At 64.0% G+C, this 19,311-nt stretch carries 19 protein-coding genes and 1 tRNA gene; 7 read left to right on the top strand and 13 right to left on the bottom strand.

The features are described from left to right. Window positions 1–5 precede the first annotated feature (5 nt). Window positions 6–329 carry a Grx4 family monothiol glutaredoxin gene (grxD, locus tag EHV23_RS12435; RefSeq protein ID WP_125096354.1) on the top strand — a complete coding sequence of 108 codons (324 nt, stop codon included), beginning with the start codon at window positions 6–8 and terminating at the stop codon, window positions 327–329. 160 nt (window positions 330–489) lie between these two features. Here grxD and argC read toward each other — a convergent pair whose 3' ends face one another. Further along, entirely contained in the window at window positions 490–1,554 is a 1,065-nt protein-coding gene (gene argC / locus EHV23_RS12430) for an N-acetyl-gamma-glutamyl-phosphate reductase (protein ID WP_125096353.1), read from the bottom strand. Between the two features lie 733 nt (window positions 1,555–2,287). Between argC and EHV23_RS12425 the strand changes: the two genes are divergently transcribed. Then, window positions 2,288–2,911, top strand: coding sequence for an opacity family porin (locus EHV23_RS12425; RefSeq protein WP_125096352.1), 624 nt, complete (start codon window positions 2,288–2,290; stop codon window positions 2,909–2,911). A 269-nt stretch (window positions 2,912–3,180) separates the two neighbouring features. Beyond that, window positions 3,181–3,417, top strand: a complete 237-nt coding sequence (locus tag EHV23_RS12420) for an antitoxin MazE family protein (RefSeq protein WP_125096351.1) — start codon at window positions 3,181–3,183, stop codon at window positions 3,415–3,417. Window positions 3,418–3,678: 261 nt separating this feature from the next. Here the strand turns inward: EHV23_RS12420 and EHV23_RS12415 are convergent, their stop codons facing one another. The 3 genes from EHV23_RS12415 to EHV23_RS12405 form a co-directional block, all read right to left on the bottom strand. Further along, window positions 3,679–3,927 carry a hypothetical protein gene (locus tag EHV23_RS12415; protein WP_125096350.1) on the bottom strand — a complete coding sequence of 83 codons (249 nt, stop codon included), beginning with the start codon at window positions 3,925–3,927 and terminating at the stop codon, window positions 3,679–3,681. 182 nt (window positions 3,928–4,109) lie between these two features. Further along, window positions 4,110–4,817: a hypothetical protein gene (locus EHV23_RS12410; RefSeq protein ID WP_125096349.1), complete on the bottom strand. Its 708-nt coding sequence runs from the start codon at window positions 4,815–4,817 to the stop codon at window positions 4,110–4,112. Continuing rightward, on the bottom strand, window positions 4,814–5,392 hold the full coding sequence (locus EHV23_RS12405; RefSeq protein ID WP_125096348.1) for a DUF6932 family protein: 579 nt from the start codon (window positions 5,390–5,392) through the stop codon (window positions 4,814–4,816). The genes EHV23_RS12410 and EHV23_RS12405 overlap by 4 nt, the downstream gene beginning before the upstream one ends. 143 nt (window positions 5,393–5,535) lie before the next feature. On the opposite strand from EHV23_RS12405, the gene EHV23_RS12400 reads away from it, so the two are divergent. After that, window positions 5,536–5,994, top strand: a complete 459-nt coding sequence (locus tag EHV23_RS12400; RefSeq protein ID WP_125096347.1) for a methyltransferase family protein — start codon at window positions 5,536–5,538, stop codon at window positions 5,992–5,994. Window positions 5,995–6,273: 279 nt separating this feature from the next. Then, window positions 6,274–6,630: a phage holin family protein gene (locus tag EHV23_RS12395; RefSeq protein WP_125096346.1), complete on the top strand. Its 357-nt coding sequence runs from the start codon at window positions 6,274–6,276 to the stop codon at window positions 6,628–6,630. 167 nt (window positions 6,631–6,797) lie between these two features. Here the strand turns inward: EHV23_RS12395 and EHV23_RS12390 are convergent, their stop codons facing one another. From EHV23_RS12390 to petA, 8 genes are all read right to left on the bottom strand, one after another. Beyond that, window positions 6,798–7,826: a CAP domain-containing protein gene (locus EHV23_RS12390; RefSeq protein WP_125096345.1), complete on the bottom strand. Its 1,029-nt coding sequence runs from the start codon at window positions 7,824–7,826 to the stop codon at window positions 6,798–6,800. Window positions 7,827–8,004: 178 nt separating this feature from the next. Next, window positions 8,005–9,609: an amino acid permease gene (locus EHV23_RS12385; RefSeq protein WP_238990446.1), complete on the bottom strand. Its 1,605-nt coding sequence runs from the start codon at window positions 9,607–9,609 to the stop codon at window positions 8,005–8,007. Between the two features lie 163 nt (window positions 9,610–9,772). Continuing rightward, window positions 9,773–9,848 (bottom strand) — tRNA-Thr (locus EHV23_RS12380). A gap of 202 nt (window positions 9,849–10,050) precedes the next feature. Beyond that, window positions 10,051–11,214 carry a ClpXP protease specificity-enhancing factor gene (locus EHV23_RS16655; protein WP_203228994.1) on the bottom strand — a complete coding sequence of 388 codons (1,164 nt, stop codon included), beginning with the start codon at window positions 11,212–11,214 and terminating at the stop codon, window positions 10,051–10,053. 53 nt (window positions 11,215–11,267) lie between these two features. Beyond that, a complete protein-coding gene (locus tag EHV23_RS12370) occupies window positions 11,268–11,882 on the bottom strand; it encodes a glutathione S-transferase N-terminal domain-containing protein (RefSeq protein ID WP_125096344.1) in 615 nt (204 codons plus the stop codon). A 302-nt stretch (window positions 11,883–12,184) separates the two neighbouring features. Continuing rightward, window positions 12,185–13,066, bottom strand: coding sequence for a cytochrome c1 (locus tag EHV23_RS12365; protein ID WP_125096343.1), 882 nt, complete (start codon window positions 13,064–13,066; stop codon window positions 12,185–12,187). Between the two features lie 22 nt (window positions 13,067–13,088). After that, on the bottom strand, window positions 13,089–14,477 hold the full coding sequence (locus tag EHV23_RS12360) for a cytochrome b (protein WP_125096342.1): 1,389 nt from the start codon (window positions 14,475–14,477) through the stop codon (window positions 13,089–13,091). Between the two features lie 107 nt (window positions 14,478–14,584). Then, window positions 14,585–15,187 carry a ubiquinol-cytochrome c reductase iron-sulfur subunit gene (gene petA / locus EHV23_RS12355; protein ID WP_125096861.1) on the bottom strand — a complete coding sequence of 201 codons (603 nt, stop codon included), beginning with the start codon at window positions 15,185–15,187 and terminating at the stop codon, window positions 14,585–14,587. Between the two features lie 549 nt (window positions 15,188–15,736). Here petA and mscL point away from each other — a divergent pair. Then, entirely contained in the window at window positions 15,737–16,180 is a 444-nt protein-coding gene (mscL, locus tag EHV23_RS12350) for a large conductance mechanosensitive channel protein MscL (protein WP_125096341.1), read from the top strand. A 174-nt stretch (window positions 16,181–16,354) separates the two neighbouring features. On the opposite strand, the gene EHV23_RS12345 is transcribed toward mscL, so the two are convergent. After that, window positions 16,355–17,134: a Nif3-like dinuclear metal center hexameric protein gene (locus EHV23_RS12345; RefSeq protein WP_125096340.1), complete on the bottom strand. Its 780-nt coding sequence runs from the start codon at window positions 17,132–17,134 to the stop codon at window positions 16,355–16,357. Window positions 17,135–17,484: 350 nt separating this feature from the next. On the opposite strand from EHV23_RS12345, the gene EHV23_RS16650 reads away from it, so the two are divergent. Then, on the top strand, window positions 17,485–19,182 hold the full coding sequence (locus EHV23_RS16650; protein WP_420813060.1) for a S1C family serine protease: 1,698 nt from the start codon (window positions 17,485–17,487) through the stop codon (window positions 19,180–19,182). The last annotated feature ends 129 nt before the right edge of the window (window positions 19,183–19,311 follow it).

The following is a 19,311-nucleotide window of genomic DNA, read 5'->3' as shown; positions in this document are numbered from 1 at the left end:
ACACCATGGACGCCAAAGAATTCGTACACCAGACCGTCAACGAGCACCCGGTGGTGCTCTTCATGAAGGGCACGGCCCAGTTTCCGCAATGTGGTTTCTCGGGCAAGGCCATCCAGATCCTGAAAAACGCCGGCATCCGCCAGCTGGTCACCATCAACATCCTCGAAGATGAAGAGGTGCGCCAGGCCGTGAAGGACTACTCCAACTGGCCCACCATTCCGCAGCTCTACATCAACGGCGAGTTCATCGGCGGTACCGACATCATGGCCGAAATGGCCGAGTCGGGCGAGCTGCAGAAGCTCATTCCGGAAGGCAACAAGGCTGCGTAACGTTCCTGCCTCGACATGTCGGGTGAGATGGCGCGTGGCGTGCGCGCCGGCCGGCATCGCTGTATCCCGGCGCTTCCGATGCCCGATGTATCTGCCTTCATGCACCCGCGGTACCAGGGTGAGTGCGTCCAGGGCTGAAACAGCCTGAGAAGTCAGACAGTCACACCAGCCCCAGCGTCTCGTCCAGGCCCAGGTGGATGTTCATGGCCTGCACGGCCGCACCGCTGGCGCCCTTGCCCAGGTTGTCGATGCGGGCCATCAGCACGCACTGATCGTCGTTGCCCAGCACGAACAGGTCGGCGCGATTGGTGCCGTTGCAGCCCTGCACATCGAAAAAGCCGCCCGGTACGGCTTCGTCCAGTGCCAGCGGCTGCACCGTCACGAACGGCTCGCCCGCATAGCGGGCCGCCAGAGCAGCATGAATGGCGGCGCGGTCGATGGCGGTCTGGTGTCCCCGCGTGGCAGCCCGAATGGCGGCCAGGTCCAGCGGCACCGACACGGCCAGCCCCTTGTACCACGGCCCCACCACCGGCATGAACAGCGGTACCCTGTCCAACGCGCCGTAGCGCTGCATTTCGGGCAGGTGCTTGTGCGCCAGCCCCAGTGCATAGGGACGTGGCGCCAGCACAGCCGCCGCCCCATCACCGGCCAGCGCGCGGCTGGCCGCTACCGTGCCCATGCCCGCTGTATTGTCCGCCGGGCCGGCCAGCGCGGCCCCCGCCGTCAGTCCGGCCAGCGCCTCGCGATACTGGGCGATCATCTGCTTGCCCCCGCCCGAATAACCGGTGTGCGAGGTGGCCGACACGGGCCAGTCGGCCGGCAGCAGGCCGGCGTCCACCAGCGGCCGCACCGCCAAAATGAAGGCCGTGGCATGGCAGCCCGGATTGGCAATGCGCTTGCTGCCGCGGATGCGTGCGCGCTGTTCCGGCGCCAGCTCCGGCAACCCATAGGCCCAGGCCGGATCCACCCGGTGTGCCGTGCTGGTATCGATCACGCAGGTGGCCGGATTGCCGATCAGCGCCACCGACTCGCGCGCCGCGGCATCCGGCAGGCACAGAAAGGCCACGTCGGCCGAGTTCAGCAACCGCGCCCGCTCGGCCGGATCCTTGCGCAGCGCTGGGTCGATCCGCAACACCGATACATCCGTTCGCCGGCGCAGATACTCATGAATCTGCAGCCCCGTCGTCCCTTCCTGCCCATCCACGAAAACCGAATAGAGACTCATCACGTACCCCGGCCCCAGCCGGCCAAATGAGAAAGAATCAAAGTGTGTCACAAATCAGCGGGGTTCCCGCGGATGACCAGCATGGCAGTGCGGGAGGGCAGGCCCCGGCCTTCATGATCCACTGCACATTCCGGTGATCGTGACCGGTGATCCCGGCATCGTGACCAGGAGGATCAGCCGTCGCACGCTGCTGAAGACAGGGCAGGCACAGTGGGATACTGCGGAGAGAAAGGAAACCATCCGTCTGAACAGAAAGCAGAATCATTATTTGATCCATGAATCATGTTGTGCCGTGGCGACAGCGCAACACAGGTCTGTCAAACCCCCGAAATAAATCAGGCCAAACCGTGCGCAAAGTCACAGAATCACCATGTCGTGTCATTATTTGCACGGCTTATTCACGGTTCGTTGATGACGCCGTGCTAGTCTGGACTCGCAGGAGAGCAGCAGATACCGTGCCGGTGCGGGTGGAGGACAAAGGCAGACGCCCTTGCCAGCCATTCACATCAAAAATATCTGATGCAGGCTCGATGCCCCATGCTTCTGTCCACCACCGGCCATCGATGGGCGTTGGAAAGGACAGGAGAGGCTGATTCCGGTACCGGCCCTCACGGGGATACCCCCGCGGACAGTCCCACGGACACACCCGCAGGGATGCTGGTCGGGCAGCAGCCACGGCAGAAGGCAGAGCCGCTCTCCCCCATGGAACCACAACAAACACTCAGGCAAGATCATGAGCAAGAAAACCCAATCCACCCTGCTGGCCATCACGGCCGCTGCTGCCCTGTCCTTCTCGGCTGCTGCTGGCGCAGCCACCGGCGCCTACATCCAGGGCGACATCGGCCTGGGCCACCTGAAAGTGGACGACAACACCAAGCTGCGCGTCAGCAACGTGGGCAGCAAGATCAAGGATTCCTACAAGGAATCGGGCTTCATGCCCCGCCTCTCGGCCGGTTACGAGCTGGGCAACGGTCTGCGCGTGGCGGTGGACTTCACCCACTACAAGGACATGAAGGAAAGCTACACCTCGGCCGCTGGTGTGAACCAGACCGCCGGCGTGAAAGCCAACAGCCTGGGTCTGTCCGCCATCTATGACATCGACCTGGGTGGCGATTTCACCCCGTACGTGGGCGGCCGTCTGGGCGTCAACAAGCTGAAATACTCGGCCGGCTACGCTGCCGCGGGCGAGCGCTTCTCGTCCTCGCAAAGCAAGACGAAAACCGGCGTGGGCCTGCTGCTGGGCGTGAACTACAAGCTCAGCGAAGAAATGGCGCTGGACGCCGGCTATCGCTACAACCACATGGACAAGGACATCAACGCCCACGAGTTCTCGGTGGGTCTGCGGTACTACTTCTGATGTCCTGATGACACGGCGCCGGCCCGGTGGCTGGGGCCGTGGCCATGGAAATACGGGCCGGGCCGCGGGGTTCGGCCTTGCGGCTGTTGCCGTGTTTCGAACGCCTCCGGATGGGGGCGTTTGTGTTTTGGGGTGGATGGTGTCTGGGGGTAGCGCCACAGGGCGGGGGCACGCCTGTGGAGCCCTGGGTGTGCCATGGACTCAGCGGGTCAGCGGTACGCCTTCAGGAGATAACGATCAAGTACACTCAGCGGAAATGGGGACCACAGATGCCGGCACCGACCATAAACCAGCGAGTACAAGAGCAGCACCTCGCCTTGCGAAAGGCTGGACTGCGGCCAGTGCTCATCTGGATACCGGATACCCGACGCCCCGGTTTCGATGAGGAATACCGCCGCCAGAGCCGGCTGATTGCCGACGCCGAAAAAGACGACTCTGGACTGCGGGCTTTCACGGACGCTGCAGCGGACGACTTTCTGGCCGGTCTGGATGAGTGGAAAGCATGAGGTGCGGCGGTCTGATATCCGTCGCCCCACAGGGCAGGGTTGACAAGTCACCACCGACGCTGGTCAAACAGGAAGGCGAAAGCCTGCTTGCTGGATTTTCAAGCCGGGATGCTCCCTCCCATGGCACGTTCCGCAACAGCGTTGAGTGCCATGCCATCGCCCCTCGTCGCCGACAGTGCCACCACACCTCGACGGCTTTTGCGCTGAAAAACACAGAGGGATGAAAATCCACCCGTTTCTCCGGTGTGCATATAGACGGGATCACTCTCGTTTGCCGTCAAATCCATCAGCCAGTTGACAGCAACAGCAGATTGATTTGACGCGTTGCGAACAACGGGAATCAGCCCGGCCGCAGCAGGGCGGAGGAAGGCTGGCAAGACGTTCCTCGATCTGCCGCAACCGGTGCTTGTCGCTCATTATTGTCAGGCGTGCCTTGGCGGGTGTCCGCTCCATCAGCCTTTTCAGAAACGTACGTTCCGCCAGCAGTTGCATGCGTTCTTCCCGACTCATGATTGCACCTCTCCTGCATTGAGCATCAACCACTCTCGCGCATCGGCATCACGTGCCTGATGCAGATCCAGCTGAAGAAACCCTTTCCACGATCCGTCCCTGCGATGGGACCACATGCTGTACCAGTATGCAATCCACGCTGACAGCTGAGAGGGGGGCACCATCGCCCCCCGTCGCCCTCTTCAGGCCGATAAACGTGCCTCCAGCGGCACAGCACTGCCCTCCCTGGGCATCTGTAGGTCCGTCAAACGCTTCAGGCTGCGGCTCACCTGAACCACACTTTCGAAGCCAGTATGCTTGCCCTCATATTCCAGCGTGGCCACGGCCCCGCTCCCCACAAGCACGCTCAAAAATTCCCTGAGCTTTTCAACAACATAGGGGGAAAACCCTGATACGACACCAGCCGATGTATCGCTATCACCAGCCACCGCCTCCAGCAGACGCTGGGTATGTGCCATGGCCATGGCCACCAGACTCTCACCTTCAGGCGGCAACGATCCGGGGATACGCTCCTGCATCACGAAGCCAAAGGGCTCGGTCACAACACCGGTAATCAGGAGCTGACTGGGGTCCCACACCGGGTGGCCCTGGGCCCGGGACGCCAGAGACCAGCCCACGGCAGCAACCAGTTCAACGAAGCAGCCCATGGCCTTCAGACCAGAATCGGCAGCCATGCCGGACTCGTCCACAACCGGTTGACCGCCGAAAGCAAGGATGGCCCTGACAGGCTCTGGCTGATTCTCCGGCATGCTGGCCAGCTGTTCATCGATATCACGTATACGGGATTCGAACCCCAGGCGGCTCATCCATGCATCTGCCGAAAGCCCGGCCAGCATCTCCTGCAAAAGGGCGCGCTCCGACAACAGGTTCAAGCGCTCTTCACAACTCATGACTGCCCTCCCAATGCGTCCAGCGATGCCAGCCTTTCTCTTGCTACGGTATCTTGCCCCGGCCCAAGATCGATCTGCAGGAAACCTTTCCAGAGCAGATCCCGACGGCGATGGGACCACATGCTGTACCAATAAGTGCAGACTGTCACCAGCTCCTCCTGGCTCTGCGTATCCAGCGCCACATAGTAGCTGTCTGTCAGGAAACGTGCCCGGACCGCGTCCGTATCAAACAGATAGCGATGGTGCTCCGCCGGCTTGAATGCCGGAGGCCTGCGAACAAAGGTCACAACGTCCATATCCCTAGGAGGCCGGCGAAGCCGTGACTGCTCAACCCGTTCGGTAAAGCTACCATTGAGCCACTGAAAGCCGTCAACAAAGCCCATATCGTGCAGGGCCGCCCGGAATCCCAGGAACCCCGCGAGAATCTTTCGGCGTGCTGGCGTTGTGCCAAAGTGCTCGATCAGGTCTGACAGCGTGACCCGGTAAGGCGAGCGATCCTGGCTGACAGGACGGGACGGAATGAAAGGTGGCAACACACCCGCGCGATTCCAGTTGGGGATACGAACAGTCGTCATCTGACGTCTCTTGCAGCGTTGTTTATATGCCACCAATTATGCAACAACTACTGGTTTCATAAACAGCAAACTGACACTTCCCCTGCCCCAGACCATCGACTTTCGGAAAACCATAAGGCAACCCGACATCACAACCCGACATCATGGAACTCAAACTCCACCCGCCCATCGTGATGCTGCTCTGCGCCAGCCTGATGAAGCTGCTGGCCAGCTGGCTGCCGCTGGTGGCCCTGCCCTTGCCCCAGGCAGTTTCCACCGGGGCGGCCCTGGCTCTTGCAGCGGCGGGCTTTTTCTCGGGCATGGCTGGCGTGTTCGCCTTTGCCCGCCAGCGCACCACGGTCAACCCGCACCGGCCGGAACGGACTTCGGCGCTGGTCACGGGCGGCATCTACCGCTTCACGCGCAACCCGATGTACCTGGGCATGGCGCTTTTTCTGGCCGCCTGGGCACTGTGGCTGGGGCAGCTGACGCCGTGGCTGGGCATCTGGGCGTATGTGGCGTTCATCAACCGCTTCCAGATTGCACCGGAAGAGCGTGTGCTGGCGGAAAAGTTTGGAGAAGACTGGGAGCAGTTCTGCCAGCGCACACGCCGCTGGATATAAGCAGTTCCTGGGGACTCAGTCTGTCCCGGGATGTTCTTCCCCGGGATGCTCTACCTTGGGATGCGCCGCCCAGAGAGCCCTGCCCTGAGATACACCACGCAGTTTTTTACGCAGCGGGAACCTTTTGGCATCTCCGTGCACCGGGACACCGCTCCTTATTACTGGATAGTGTCAAGGGATTCGACCCTGCAGCAGGTCAATACATGGAGGGCTCACTGTGTCGCGCGCACCACGGTATCATGAGCGCATTCAAACGACATCGTGTGGGAGAACGCATTCATGAGACTGTTGCTCGGCTGGCTGATCAATGCCGCTGCCATCTTCCTGCTGCCCTACCTGCTGGCCGCCGTGAACATCAAGGATTTCGGCACGGCCATGGTGGTGGCGCTCATCATCGGCCTGCTCAACACCTTCATCCGCCCGGTGCTGCTGCTGCTCACGCTGCCGGTCAACGTGGTGACGCTGGGGCTGTTCACGCTGGTCATCAACGGGTTGATGTTCTGGGTCACGTCCCGGCTGGTGGACGATTTCACCATCACCGGCTTCTGGTGGGCGGTGCTGGCAGCCGTGCTCTACAGCGTCATCAGCAGTCTGATTGCCAGTGTGCTGCTGGGTGAGCAACGAACGGAGGACTGACAGCGCACGCAATCCGCTGGCGGCGCGAACACCAGATGGCGTATCGACCGCGTGACGCAAATCGCTGCCGGGAGAGCACCGGGTGAAGAAGTCACCGTGGCTCGCCGGGCCGCTGGGCCTCCAGCGCGAAACAGGCTGCCAGCATTTCGGGCGGCCTGTTCCGTTTTTCAGCGCTTCGTGCCCAGCGCCATGGTCCAGTACGAGCCGTACTGGGTCTGGGCCGTGCCCGGCACCACGGCCAGGCCAACCTCCTGAATGTCGGCGCGCATCAGGGCCTTGCAGTGCGAGGGGCTGTCGATCCAGGCCTGCATGGCTTCAGGCAGGGTCCGGAAGCCGGCAGCGATGTTCTCGTCGGCCTGCGACCAGGCGTAGTGCACCATCTCGAAGCGGTGCCAGACGTACTTGCCATCGTCCCAGCCATGGCTGAACTTGTTGTTGGCCAGCATCCACTCGGATTCGAGAAGCGCCGCGTAGGCCACCTGCGGGTTCCAGCGCAGCGGCGGGGCGGCGGGGTACGAGACATCCCCACAGGTACGCGCCTGGGCACGTGCCTCGTTCACGGCCTTGACCACACGCTGGGCCAGCAGGTGATAGCGGGCGGCATCGATCACCGCCTGGGCGGCCCTGTCGGTCACTTCGGCCTGGGGCGCCCCGGCCGTGCTGGCGGAGGCATCGGCCATGTAAAGCGTCTCGCCGCGATACAGCGGTACGGCAGGCTGCACAAAGGACTGTGATGGAGCGGACGCGGAAGCAGCCGGGGAAGACAACGATGCAACAGCAGCTTCTGCCTTGATGGTCAGGGCGGCGGCGGCCGGAACAGGTGCGGCTTGCATGCCGTCAGAATCACTGGCAGCACGCAATGAAGCGCCTTCCTCGCCGGCAGAAACGTCATGCGCAGCAGCAGCTTCAGGAGCAGCGGCGCCTCCCTGGACAACGGAGCTGCTTCCCTGCCGGGCAGCAACATTCAGGCCAACAGCAGCCGCGCCAAGGGTTCCCTTGTCTTCGGGCAGCAGTGCCAGCCCCAGGGCCTGATATTCGGCACGGATTTCGGCCGCATTGCCCTGTCCCAGCCGGGGGTGCAGGCCCACCGACGGCTCGTCACTGCCACCACCCCCGCAGGCCCCCACCATCAGGCCCAGCACCGCCGATGCCACCACCGGCTGCGCCCCACCGAACCATGACTTTCCGCCCGACACGATTTCGCTCCCCAGCGAGTTTCTCGATGGGGCGCATTGTTGGATAACAACACTTCTGTGTCTTCAGCGACACGCACCAGTGGTTGACTGGTGCCGGCCGAGCGGTGATCTGCCCGGGAAGCTGCCTGCCGAACCTGATGCCAGAATAAGCGGATACGCTTGCCGGCAATTTCAGATATCAATCATCCTCACTATCGAACTTCATGTCCCGATAGCGAACGAAGTGTGAGCCCTTGATCAGCCGGTAGGCCAGCCAGATGCCCAGAAACACGGGCAGGCCGATGTAGGTGGCCACCACGCCGATCCAGTCGATGCGCTCTTCCATAAAGGCCTGGTAGTTCTGGCCCAGCGTGATGATCAGGCACAGCACGAAGGCAAACACCGGGCCGATCGGGAAGAACGAGGCACGATATGGCAGCTCGGCCAGGTTGCGCCCCTGGGCGATGTAGCCCTTGCGGAAGCGGTAGTGTGACACCGCAATGCCCAGCCAGGCGATGAATCCGGTCATGCCCGACAGGTTGAGCAGCCACAGGTAGATGGTTTCGGCGCTGGCCAGATAGGTGGCAAAGCAGAGGGCCGCCACGACGGTGGTGGCCATCAGTGCGTACACGGGCACGCCACGCTTCGACACCCGGGCAAAGATGCGCGGGGCCATGCCCTGGCTGGCCAGCGTGTAGAGCATGCGGGTGGAGGCGTACATGCCGGAGTTGCCGGCCGACAGCACGGAGGTGAGCACCACGGCATTCATCAGCACGGCGGCCGACAGCAGCCCTGCCCGCTCGAATACCAGGGTGAAGGGGCTGACGCTCACGTCGCCCACTTCGTTGCGCAGCAGGCGAGGGTCGGTGTAGGGGATGAGCAGGCTGATGACCAGAATGGCCAGGATGTAGAAAAGCAGGATGCGCCAGAACACCTGCCGCACGGCCCGGGGGATGTTCCGGCCCGGATCGGCCGATTCGGCCGCGGCAATGCCGATCAGCTCGGTGCCCTGGAAGGAAAAGCCAACCACCATGGCCACGCCGATCAGGGCCGCAAAGCCGCCGGCAAACGGGGCCTCGCCCACCGACCAGTTGGCCAGATGTTCGGAGAAGGTGTGGGCGCGGTCGGTGCCGTGCAGGATGCCGGTGATCATGGCCAGCCCCACGGCGATGAAGATGATGACGGTGGTGACCTTGATGGCGGCGAACCAGTATTCGGCTTCGCCAAAGCCCTTCACCGAGATGACGTTGAGCAGGAACATGATGCCCAGCGCAATGGCACTCCACACCACGCCCGGCACGTCGGGGAACCAGTAGGCCATGACGAGCTGTGCGGCCACGAGGTCCACGGCAATGGTGATGGCCCAGTTGTACCAATAGTTCCAGCCGAGGGCGAAGCCGAAGCCTTCGTCCACATAGCGGCTGCCATAGGTGGCAAAGGAGCCGGAGACCGGCATGTAGGCGGCCAGTTCGCCCAGGCTGGTCATGAGGAAGTAGACCATCAGGCCGATGAGGCCGTAGGCCAGCAGGGCGCCACCCGGCCCGGCCTGCGAGATGGTGGCGCCGGAAGCGACGAACAGGCCGGTACCGATGGACCCGCCGATGGCGATCATCGACAGGTGACGTGCACGCAGGGAACGTTTGAGGCGATGTTCGGTGCTGGGCGCGGCCGCTTCTGGCCGGGCGCCGGGAGCGCCTCGGGAAGATGGGGCATCAGGGGTGCCCGGTGACCCGGATGGCTGCTGGCCGGATGCGTGGCCGGACGGGGCGGGAGAAGAAGACGGGGCCTCTGCGGGATGATCCATCGGGTACAGATACAGGTTATGCCCGAGAACCCGCAGGCGCGCAGCAGGGGCGCCCGACCCGGCCCAGAAATGGTCTGCCCCTCGACCCGGCGGAGCCGGCGGCAGAACGGGGGGAACCACTTCCGGGGCGCAGGCTGCGCGCCCGGAACGTGTGGAAAGGGGGTGGTGCCGCTTGTCGGACTCGAACTGACGACCTACCGCTTACAAGGCGGTTGCTCTACCAACTGAGCTAAAGCGGCCACGGAAACCGTGACATGGCAGCGCCATGCGGGGGGCATTCTAGCAGGCAATCCGCTCGTGTGGGCAAGCTCACGCAAAACCTGCGAAATGGGCCTGCCGGGACGATGTCCTGTCTTGTGCCCTGCCCTCGTCCAGGCGCCCTCGTCCTGTCCTGCGATGACCTGCCCCGCTGCCTGCCTCCCCTGCCCGCGTGAGGGCAAACTACTTGATCAGCTTCAGGGACGGACGACCACGCCCCGGCGGGGTGGGCGGCTCCGGAGGCGTGGACGAAGCGGGTGAGTCTGGCGGCTGGCTGTCCGGGTCATCCTTGCCCGGCGCGGCGCCTTTGGTGGAGGCCGCCCCTCTGGTGGAAGTGACACCTTTGGCCGGGGCTGTATCTCTGGTGGAAGAGGCACCTTTGGCCGGGGCTGCATCTTTGGCAGAGGAGGCGGCACCTTTGGCCGGTTTTGCGCCGGTTGCAGGCGCGCCCCCTTCGGCCGGCGCAGTCCGTTTGCCGGATGCGGTTCGCTTGCCCGGTGCCCCCCCCTCTTCCGGTGCCCCCCCCTCTTCCGGTGCCGCACCTTCTCCCCGTGCAGCCCGTCCGCCCGCCGCAGTCCCTGCGCCCGACGTGTTCCCCTTCGCGGTGCGACTGGAGGAACGGGTACGGGGTTTGGTGGTTCCGGGTTTGTCTGCTTCAGGCCTGGTCGCTTCAGGCCCGTATGGTTCGAGCCTGAGCGCTTCAGGCACGGTCGTCGTGGAGGTCGGCTTGCGACGCGGGCGAGCGGGTTTGGCGGGCGATGCATCATCCACCTGTGGGGAAGCAGATGCCTCGCCAGAGGAGTCGGTCACGGGCCTGCCCTTTGCACCATCCGGTGCATCCGCAGCACTGGACGGTGAAGCTGCCGGCGATGGCACGGCGTGCAGGCTGGGCCGGCCACTGCGACCGGGGCGGTTGAAGCTCAGGACTTCGCCACCCTGGCCACCGGGCGCTGCCGGCGTGCCGGATTTGCCCGTAACTGGGTGTTCATCGTCGACCAGATGGTCGTCATCTTCGGCACCATCGCCCTCTTCTTCGATGGTGACGCCGAAGGGCAGCATGAAGCCGGTCTCACGGGCAACGATGGCCATCACGTTGTCCACCGGCACCACGACATATTCGGGCACACCGCCGAAGCGTGCCTGGAAGGAGATGGTGTCGTTGTCCATCTGCATCCCGTGGGTGGCCGTGGCCGAGACGTTGAGCACGATCTCGCCGTTGCGCACATAGGCCATGGGCAGTCGCGCGCGGCCACCCGCCTTCACCACCAGATGGGGCGTGTAGCCGTTGTCGCTGCACCATTCGTAGATGGCACGGATCAGGTAGGGCTTGGGGGAGATTTCGGCCATCGGGCAGGCTCCGGGGAAATCGGGATGATGATATGGACGTGCCGGGCACACTTTCAGCGGCGCATGACCTTCTCGGAAGGCGTCAGCGCCTCGATGTAGGCCGGACGCGAGAAGATGCGCTCGGCATACTTCATCAGCGGGGCCGCGGACTTGGGCATTTCGATGGAATAGTGATCGAGGCGCCACAGCAGCGGGGCCATGGCCACGTCCAGCATCGAGAATTCGTCGCCCAGCATGAAGCGGTTCTTCACGAAAATGGGCGTGAGCTGGGTGAGGCGCTCGCGGATCTGCTGACGGGCACGCTCCATGGTGCGGGCGGTTTCCTTGTCGTGGTCGCGACGCTCCAGCGTCTGCACGTGCACGAACAGCTCACGCTCGAAGTTGAACAGGAAGAGCCGCGTACGCGCCCGCATGACCGGGTCGGCCGGCATGAGCTGCGGGTGCGGGAAGCGCTCGTCGATGTACTCGTTGATGATGTTCGACTCATACAGAATCAGGTCCCGCTCGACCAGTACGGGCACCTGTCCGTAGGGGTTCATGATCGAGATGTCTTCGGGCTTGTTGTACAGATCCACATCGCGGATCTCGAAGTCCATGCCTTTCTCGAACAGCACGAAACGGCAGCGCTGGCTGAAGGGGCAGGTCGTGCCTGAATAGAGCACCATCATGGGACGGGTTCTCCTGATTCAAAATAAGGGGCGGGGCCCGCAAGATAGCACGGCGCCCGCCAAAAGCCCAGAAAATTGCACAATACAAAACGCCTGACGCCACATGAGCCACAGCACCGCATGAGCCAGAGGACTGCAGAATCAATGGCTGCAGACCCGGATGCCGCAAAAGGCAAAGGGGTGGACACATCGCTGCGCCACCCCTCCCTCCAGCATCCATCTGCAGGCCACCACCCCTGGGGCGATGGCTGGCTGCAGGGGCACCGGCTGGAACCGGTGCCCTTCGTGTGTGTCACTGACGTTTACTTCACGTCCTTCCAGAACTCGCGGTTGAGCCACCAGGCACAGCCGATGAACACGCCGATGAACAGCAGCACCCAGATGCCCAGACGGCTGCGGGTGGAGGCGCTCGGGTCGGACATGAACTTCATGAAGGCCACCAGGTTGCCCACCTTGTCGTCGAACTCGGCCTGGGTCATGGTGCCGCCTTCCGGCTTGTCGAGCTGGAAGTGGGTGCCTTCGTGCAGATCGTCGCCTTCGATCTTCTCGACCTTCTCGGTTTTGTTGCCGTGAATGTCGTAGTTGATGACCGTTTTGGTCCAGCCCGTCTGCTTGCCGGTTTCCTCGTCGGTGACGGGGGCGATGCGCTCTTCGGTGGCACCGCGCATGCCCTGCCACTGCCACAGGATGTTGGGCATGCCCACGTTCGGGAAGACGGCGTTGTTCCAGCCCGTCTCGCGCGAACCATCACGGTAGTAGCTGCGCAGGTAGGTGTAGATCCAGTCGGCACCAGTGCCGGATTCGGAGGAACGGGCGCGGGCCTCGACGGACAGATCCGGGGGCGCCGCGCCGAACCAGGCCTTGGCATCGGCCGGACGGAGGGCTACCGTCATGAGGTCACCCACCCGGCCACCCGTGAACATCAGGCTGTCGGTGATCTGCTCATCGGTCAGGCCGATGTCCTTCATCCGGTTGTAGCGCATCATGGATGCGCTGTGACAGTTCAGACAGTAGTTGACGAAGGTCCGGGCACCGTCCTGCAGGGCGGGCATGCTCTGCATCTTTTCGGTGGGGAACTTGTCGAGGTGCACGCTTTCCGACGCCACCACCGGTGCCGACAGGGCACAGGCGATGACGGTGGCCACCAGGCCGAAGCGACGACGGATAAGAGCGGAAGTGTTCATGCGTTTCTCGCTGTCTGCCAGTTCAGTGGTGGGGTTTGAAGTTGACGCGCTCGGGCGGCTGCTTGAAGGTGCCGACCTGAGTCCACCACGGCATGAACAGGAAGAAGCCGAAGTAGATGAGCGTGCACAGCTGCGACAGGCGCTCGGCGACGGGCGACGGCGCCTGCACACCGAAGTAGCCCAGCACCATGAAGGCCACCACGAACACGGCGTAGAAGCCCTTGTGCCACGTGGGCCGGTAGCGGATGGACTTCACCGGGCTCTGGTCGATCCAGGGCAGCGAGAAGAAGATCAGGGTGGAGGCGCCCATGGCGACCACGCCCCAGAACTTGGCATCCAGCAGGTGGAAGCCACCCAGCATGCCCAGAATGACCACGGCACCGATGATCTTGGAAGCCTTGAAGCGGGCCGACTTCAGGATGAAGGCCAGCAGCACCAGCAGGAAGGGGGTGAGCCCGTAGTACAGGAACTCGGTGGTGGTGGCACGCAGGATGGAGTAGAACGGCGTGAAGTACCAGACCGGCGCGATGTGCGGCGGGGTCTTGAGCGGATCGGCCGGAATGAAGTTGTTGTATTCCAGGAAGTAGCCGCCCATCTCGGGAGCGAAGAAGATGACTGCCGAGAAGATGAACAGGAAGATGGCCACACCGTAGATGTCGTGCACGGTGTAGTACGGGTGGAACGGGATGCCGTCGAGCGGATGGCCGTCCGGACCCTTCTTGGCCTTGATCTCGATGCCGTCGGGATTGTTGGAGCCCACTTCGTGCAGCGCGATGATGTGCGCCACGGCCAGGCCCAGCAGCACCAGCGGGATGGCGATGACGTGGAACGAGAAGAAGCGGTTCAGCGTGGCGTCGCCCACGACGTAGTCGCCGCGAATCCAGATGGAAAGGTCTTCACCGATGACCGGGATGGCGGAGAACAGGTTGACGATCACCTGGGCGCCCCAGTACGACATCTGGCCCCAGGGGAGCAGGTAGCCGAAGAAGGCTTCGGCCATCAGGGCCATGAAGATCATGCAGCCGAACAGCCAGACCAGCTCGCGCGGCTTGCGGTACGAGCCGTAGAGCAGCCCGCGGAACATGTGCAGGTACACCACGATGAAGAAGGCCGAGGCGCCGGTGGAGTGCATGTAGCGCACCAGCCAGCCCCAGGGCACGTCACGCATGATGTACTCGACCGAGGCGAACGCCTTTTCGGCGTCCGGCTTGTAGTGCATGACCAGGAAGATGCCGGTGACGATCTGGATGACCAGCACCAGCATGGCCAGCGAGCCGAAGATGTACCAGAAGTTGAAGTTCTTGGGCGCGTAGTACTCGGCGACGTCCCGTTTCCAGAGGACGGACGCCGGAAACCGGTGGTCGATCCACCCGAGAAGGCCCGTCGTGTCGACCTTTTTCTCTGCTGCCATGAAGCTATCCTGCTATTCGCGGTTCGAAATCCTGAACAGGGGCAGTGCCATTGGCCGGCACATCTCCCCCATGCCTTGCGCCCGTCGGTGCGGGCGTCTTGCGACGGTCAGCCCGTGGTGTCGTCGGTACCGATGAGAAGTGTGGTGTCGGACGTGTACTTGTGGGGGGGAACGTCGAGGTTGGCGTTGGCCGGTTTGTTCTTGAATACCCGACCCGCCATGTCGAAGGTGGAGCCATGGCAGGGACACAGGAAGCCACCGGCCCAGTTGTCGGGCAGCGAGGGCTGTGCCCCGGGGGTGAACCGTTCACTGGGCGAACAGCCCAGGTGCGAACAGATGCCCACCACCACCAGGTACTCGGGCTTGATGGAGCGGTGCTGGTTCTTGGCGTATTCGGGCGTGGGGAGCTGGTAGTAGTTCTCGGAGTCCGGGTCCAGCACCTGGGACTGGGTCTCGTTGAGGGACTCCAGCATCTTGGGGGTGCGACGGATGAGCCAGACCGGCTTGCCGCGCCACTCGACCCGGCGCAGTTCGCCCGGCGCCATGCCGGCGATGTCGGCCTCGACCGGCGCACCGGCAGCCTTGGCCCGCTCGGAAGGCTGGAAGGTGCTCACCAGCGGAACAGCCACGCCGGCAGCCCCCGCGCAGCCGATGACGCAGGTGGAAACCAGCGCGGCACGGCGGGAAGGATCCATGGGTGTCTTTGGCAGCGTATCGGCCATTGGAAAGACCTCTTGGGGAAACTACGTTCGAACGTTCGTAACGGCCCTGTGCGGATGCGCTGGGCGCACCGGCAGCCTTGATTCGGCCGAGTATAGGCAGCGCCCCCCCGGGTATCTTTGACGAAAATCAGAAAGGCGGCAGATACCCCCACAATGGGCAGGACGGGTGGCCGAAGGCGGCAGACAGGGGGAATGCGGGCAGAAATGCCACCCGCGCCGGAGCCGGACCCCCTGAGCGCCCTGCACGGCCCCTGCCTCATCCGGAACAGCCGGCACCGGACGGACACCTGGCAGGCGGGCAGCATGCCCCGGGTTTGCCGTCATGCGGCACCAGTGCCACGCAATTTAAAGAAATCTGCAGCAAGCTTTAAAGCTTTCCGGGGCAAACCAGCGTAATTACAGCAGTTTTGCAGGCCGCAGCGCTTGCGTTCACCCCCCGTGAACGGGGATAATTCCTGTTCCTTCTCAACACAAACCATCCGCGCCCCGCCTGTACGAACAGGGAGGCGCAAACAAGCTCGCCAGGAGAGAGTAGTCATGTCCATGTTGACTGAATTCAGAGATTTTGCCCTGAAAGGCAACGTCGTCGATCTGGCCGTCGGTGTGATCATCGGTGGCGCGTTCGGCAAAATCGTCGATTCCATGGTGAAGGACATCATCATGCCGCTCGTCGGTGCCATTTTCGGTGGCCTGGACTTCTCCAGCTACTTCCTCCCCCTCACCACCAAGATTCCCGAAGGTCTGCCCCACACCTACGAGGCCTACAACAAGGCCGGCGTGGCCATCCTGGCCTATGGCAACTTCATCACCATCTTCCTGAATTTCCTGATTCTGACCTTCATCATCTTCCAGATGGTCAACGTGTTCAACAAGGCCAAGAACGCCGTGATCAAGCAGGAAGAAGCCAAGCCGGCCGCCCCCGCCGAAGACGTGGTGCTGCTGCGCGAAATCCGTGACGAGCTGAAGAAAGGCCGCGCCTGATTCATGCCGTTTGTCCCCGGGAAGGGACAGGAGGCGCCGGGCCCCCCGCTTGGGCGCATCCGCCCTTCCAGGCAGGCCGGTGGTCGTCCCGCTGGCCTGTTTTCCAAGCCGGCTCGGCCGTGCAGGCACCCCGCCTGCCGCCCCGCCGGCTTTTTTTGCGCCCTGCTGGCTTCTTCAGACGGGATTCGGGTCGTCCACGAACTCGACGGGCAGGCCGAAGGTGCTGGCCAGATGCTGGCCCAGTGCGATGATGCCGCCGCGCTCGGTGGCATGGTGGCCCGCCGACACATAGACCACGCCGGCCTCGCGGGCCAGGTGGGTAGTGCGCTCGGAAATCTCGCCGCTGATGAAGGCATCGGCACCGAGGTCGATGGCGTCCTGCAGGAAGTCCTGCGCACCGCCGGTGCACCAGGCAATCTTCTTCAGCGGGCGCGACAAATCGCCCACCAGCAGCGGCTCGCGCTGCAGCCGTTCGCCCACCCGGGCAGCCAGCGTGGCACTGTCGATGGGCGTATCCAGCACATGCCAGCCGATGATGCCCTGTCCGCCCACCACTTCACCGCCCCAGCCCTGCACCGGCCAGCCCAGCTGCAGGCCGAGCTGCACGTTGTTGCCCAGATCCGGATGCACGTCGAGCGGCAGGTGATAGCCGATGAGGTTGATGTCGGCCTTCAGCAGCCGCGCCAGCCGCTCGCGCTTCATGCCGGTGATGCGCGGATCCTCGCCTTTCCAGAAATAGCCGTGATGCACGATCAGCGCGTCGGCGCCGCGCGCCACGGCCGCATCGATGACGTTGCGGGTGGCCGTGACGGCGCAGACGATGCGTGAAATCTCACCCTTGCCTTCCACCTGCAGCCCGTTTGGGGAATAATCCTTGATGACGGCTGGGCGCAACAGCCCATCCAGATGATCCAGCAGTGCCCGGGTGGCCACTGCGCCGGAAACATGCACCATTCATTCATCTCCCTGAAGCCCGGCGGGCTCGCTCGTGTTCGTTCGTGCCGGCCCTGTGTTCGCACACACGGGGGCCGCGTCCGTTCCTGCCTGCGTTGCAGCACCATGGCGCGATGTCCGATGCCGGAACGCACCGTGCCGCATGGTCTGCGTCCGCTACCGGGGTGTACCGCGCCGCATGGCCTGCTGCATTCGGTGCCAGAGCATGGCCTGCGTTCGGTACCGGGGCATGGCATGCCGCACAGCCTGCAGTACGGTGCGCTGCAGGTCCGGCCGTTTCCGGTTTCCATTCAGCAAACCATCTGCGGCGGGCAGTCTGCGCCGCAGCATAACAGAACGGGTGGGGCCGCATGCTGAAGCGCCTCTGGCTGTTGTTCGCACAGGGCGTCACGGTTGCCGTGGCGGCCATCTTTGCCATCAGTACGTTCCGGCCCGACTGGATACCGGGGCACGGGGTGGCGCCGCTGGCCACGGCCGTCGAACAGGAACTGCATGACGCAACGGCCGGACTGGCCGACGACGGCACCATTCCGCCATGGCCGGGCACCAGAGCCCCGGCGACGCCCTCCGTACCCATCGGCCCGCTGACCTTCGACGATCCCCCCACCCGCCAGGGTACAGGCCCGGCAGCAGGGGCAGGCACCGCATCAGGCACGGGCAGCGCAGCGGGTACGGGGGCCGCAGCAGGCACGGGCGCTGCAGGTATGGGTGCCGCGGCAGGCACGGAGGAGGCGGCAGGTGCCGCCGGGCCGGACCGCGCGCCCGCTGCGCCAGGCAGAAGCACCCTTCAGGGCAGGAATCCCGCCGGTCGCACGCCGGCAGACGGCGGCGCCTGGCCGGGCACGGATGCCACGCGCGGCCCGGGCGCCGCACCTGGCGCTGCAGCGCCGGATGCTGCCGGCGGGCGGCTTCCCCTGCCCCCGGCGGGCGCGCAGGATGGCAGCCTGCGCGCCCAGCCAGATGCCCGCAACCTGCGCACGCGGGCGGCAGCCGCCTCTTCGTACAGCGAGGCGGCCCGCCGGGCCACACCTGCCGTAGTGAGCATTGCCGCGCACAACGACGGCATGGCAGCCACGGTGGATGAGGGCGCGGGCGACACCCCGGCCAGCCGGCGCAAGCCACCGCGTGCGTTGCGCGAAGAGGATGAGGAAGAGGAGAACCCCGACGACAACATGGGGTCTGGCGTAATTGCCAGCCGTGACGGTTACATCCTCACCAACCATCACGTGCTGGGCGACGGCACGCAGATCGAAGTGATTCTGGCCAGCGGCGAGCGGCTGAAGGCACGCCTGATCGGCAGCGACCCCGACACCGATCTGGCCGTGCTGAAGGTGGATCGCGAGGGGTTGCCGGCCATCGGCTTTGCCAGCCACGACGACATTGCCGTGGGGGATGTGGTGCTGGCCATCGGCAATCCGTTCGGCGTGGGCCAGACGGTGACGATGGGCATCATCTCGGCGCTGGGGCGCACGCAACTGGGCATCAACACCTTCGAGAATTTCATCCAGACCGACGCGGCCATCAACCCGGGCAATTCGGGCGGGGCGCTGGTGGATGTGCACGGGCAGCTGCTGGGCATCAACACGGCCATCTACTCGCGCTCGGGCGGGTCGCTGGGCATCGGTTTTGCCATTCCGGTGTCGATCGTGCAGGAAGTGATGCAGCAGATCATCCAGAAGGGCCGGGTGATTCGTGGCTACATCGGTGTGGAGCCGCAGGATCTGACGCCCGAACTGGTGGATGCGCTGCAGCTGCAGACGCAGCAGAAGGGCGCCATCATCGCCGGGGTGATGCGCCATGGCCCGGCCGAGGAGGCCGGCGTGCGCACGGGCGATGTGCTGATCGGCATCGACCGCACGCCGGTGCAGGACACGACGCAGGTGCTCAACACCATTGCCCGGCTGTCACCGGGATCGACGGTGCGCTTCCGCTTCCTGCGCAACGGAGACGAGATCGAGCTGCCCATCCGCATCGGCACACGGCCGGACCTGACGGCCGCGCAGCGGAACAATGCCGAAGGAAACGCCGCCCAGCGGCGGCGGGACTGAGCGGGGCTGACAAAACCCGTCAAAGGCAGGGCGCCTCCCTGCCGATGGCATCGATGGCAGGGTTTTGTTGGCTGCGCTACGGTGGGGGCCTGCATCCCTGCGAAAAAGGGAAAGCGCGACCGGATACCG

This window comes from Lautropia dentalis (genome assembly GCF_003892345.1).
Lineage (GTDB): Bacteria > Pseudomonadota > Gammaproteobacteria > Burkholderiales > Burkholderiaceae_E > Lautropia > Lautropia dentalis.
This window is presented reverse-complemented; position numbering and strand designations above follow the sequence as displayed.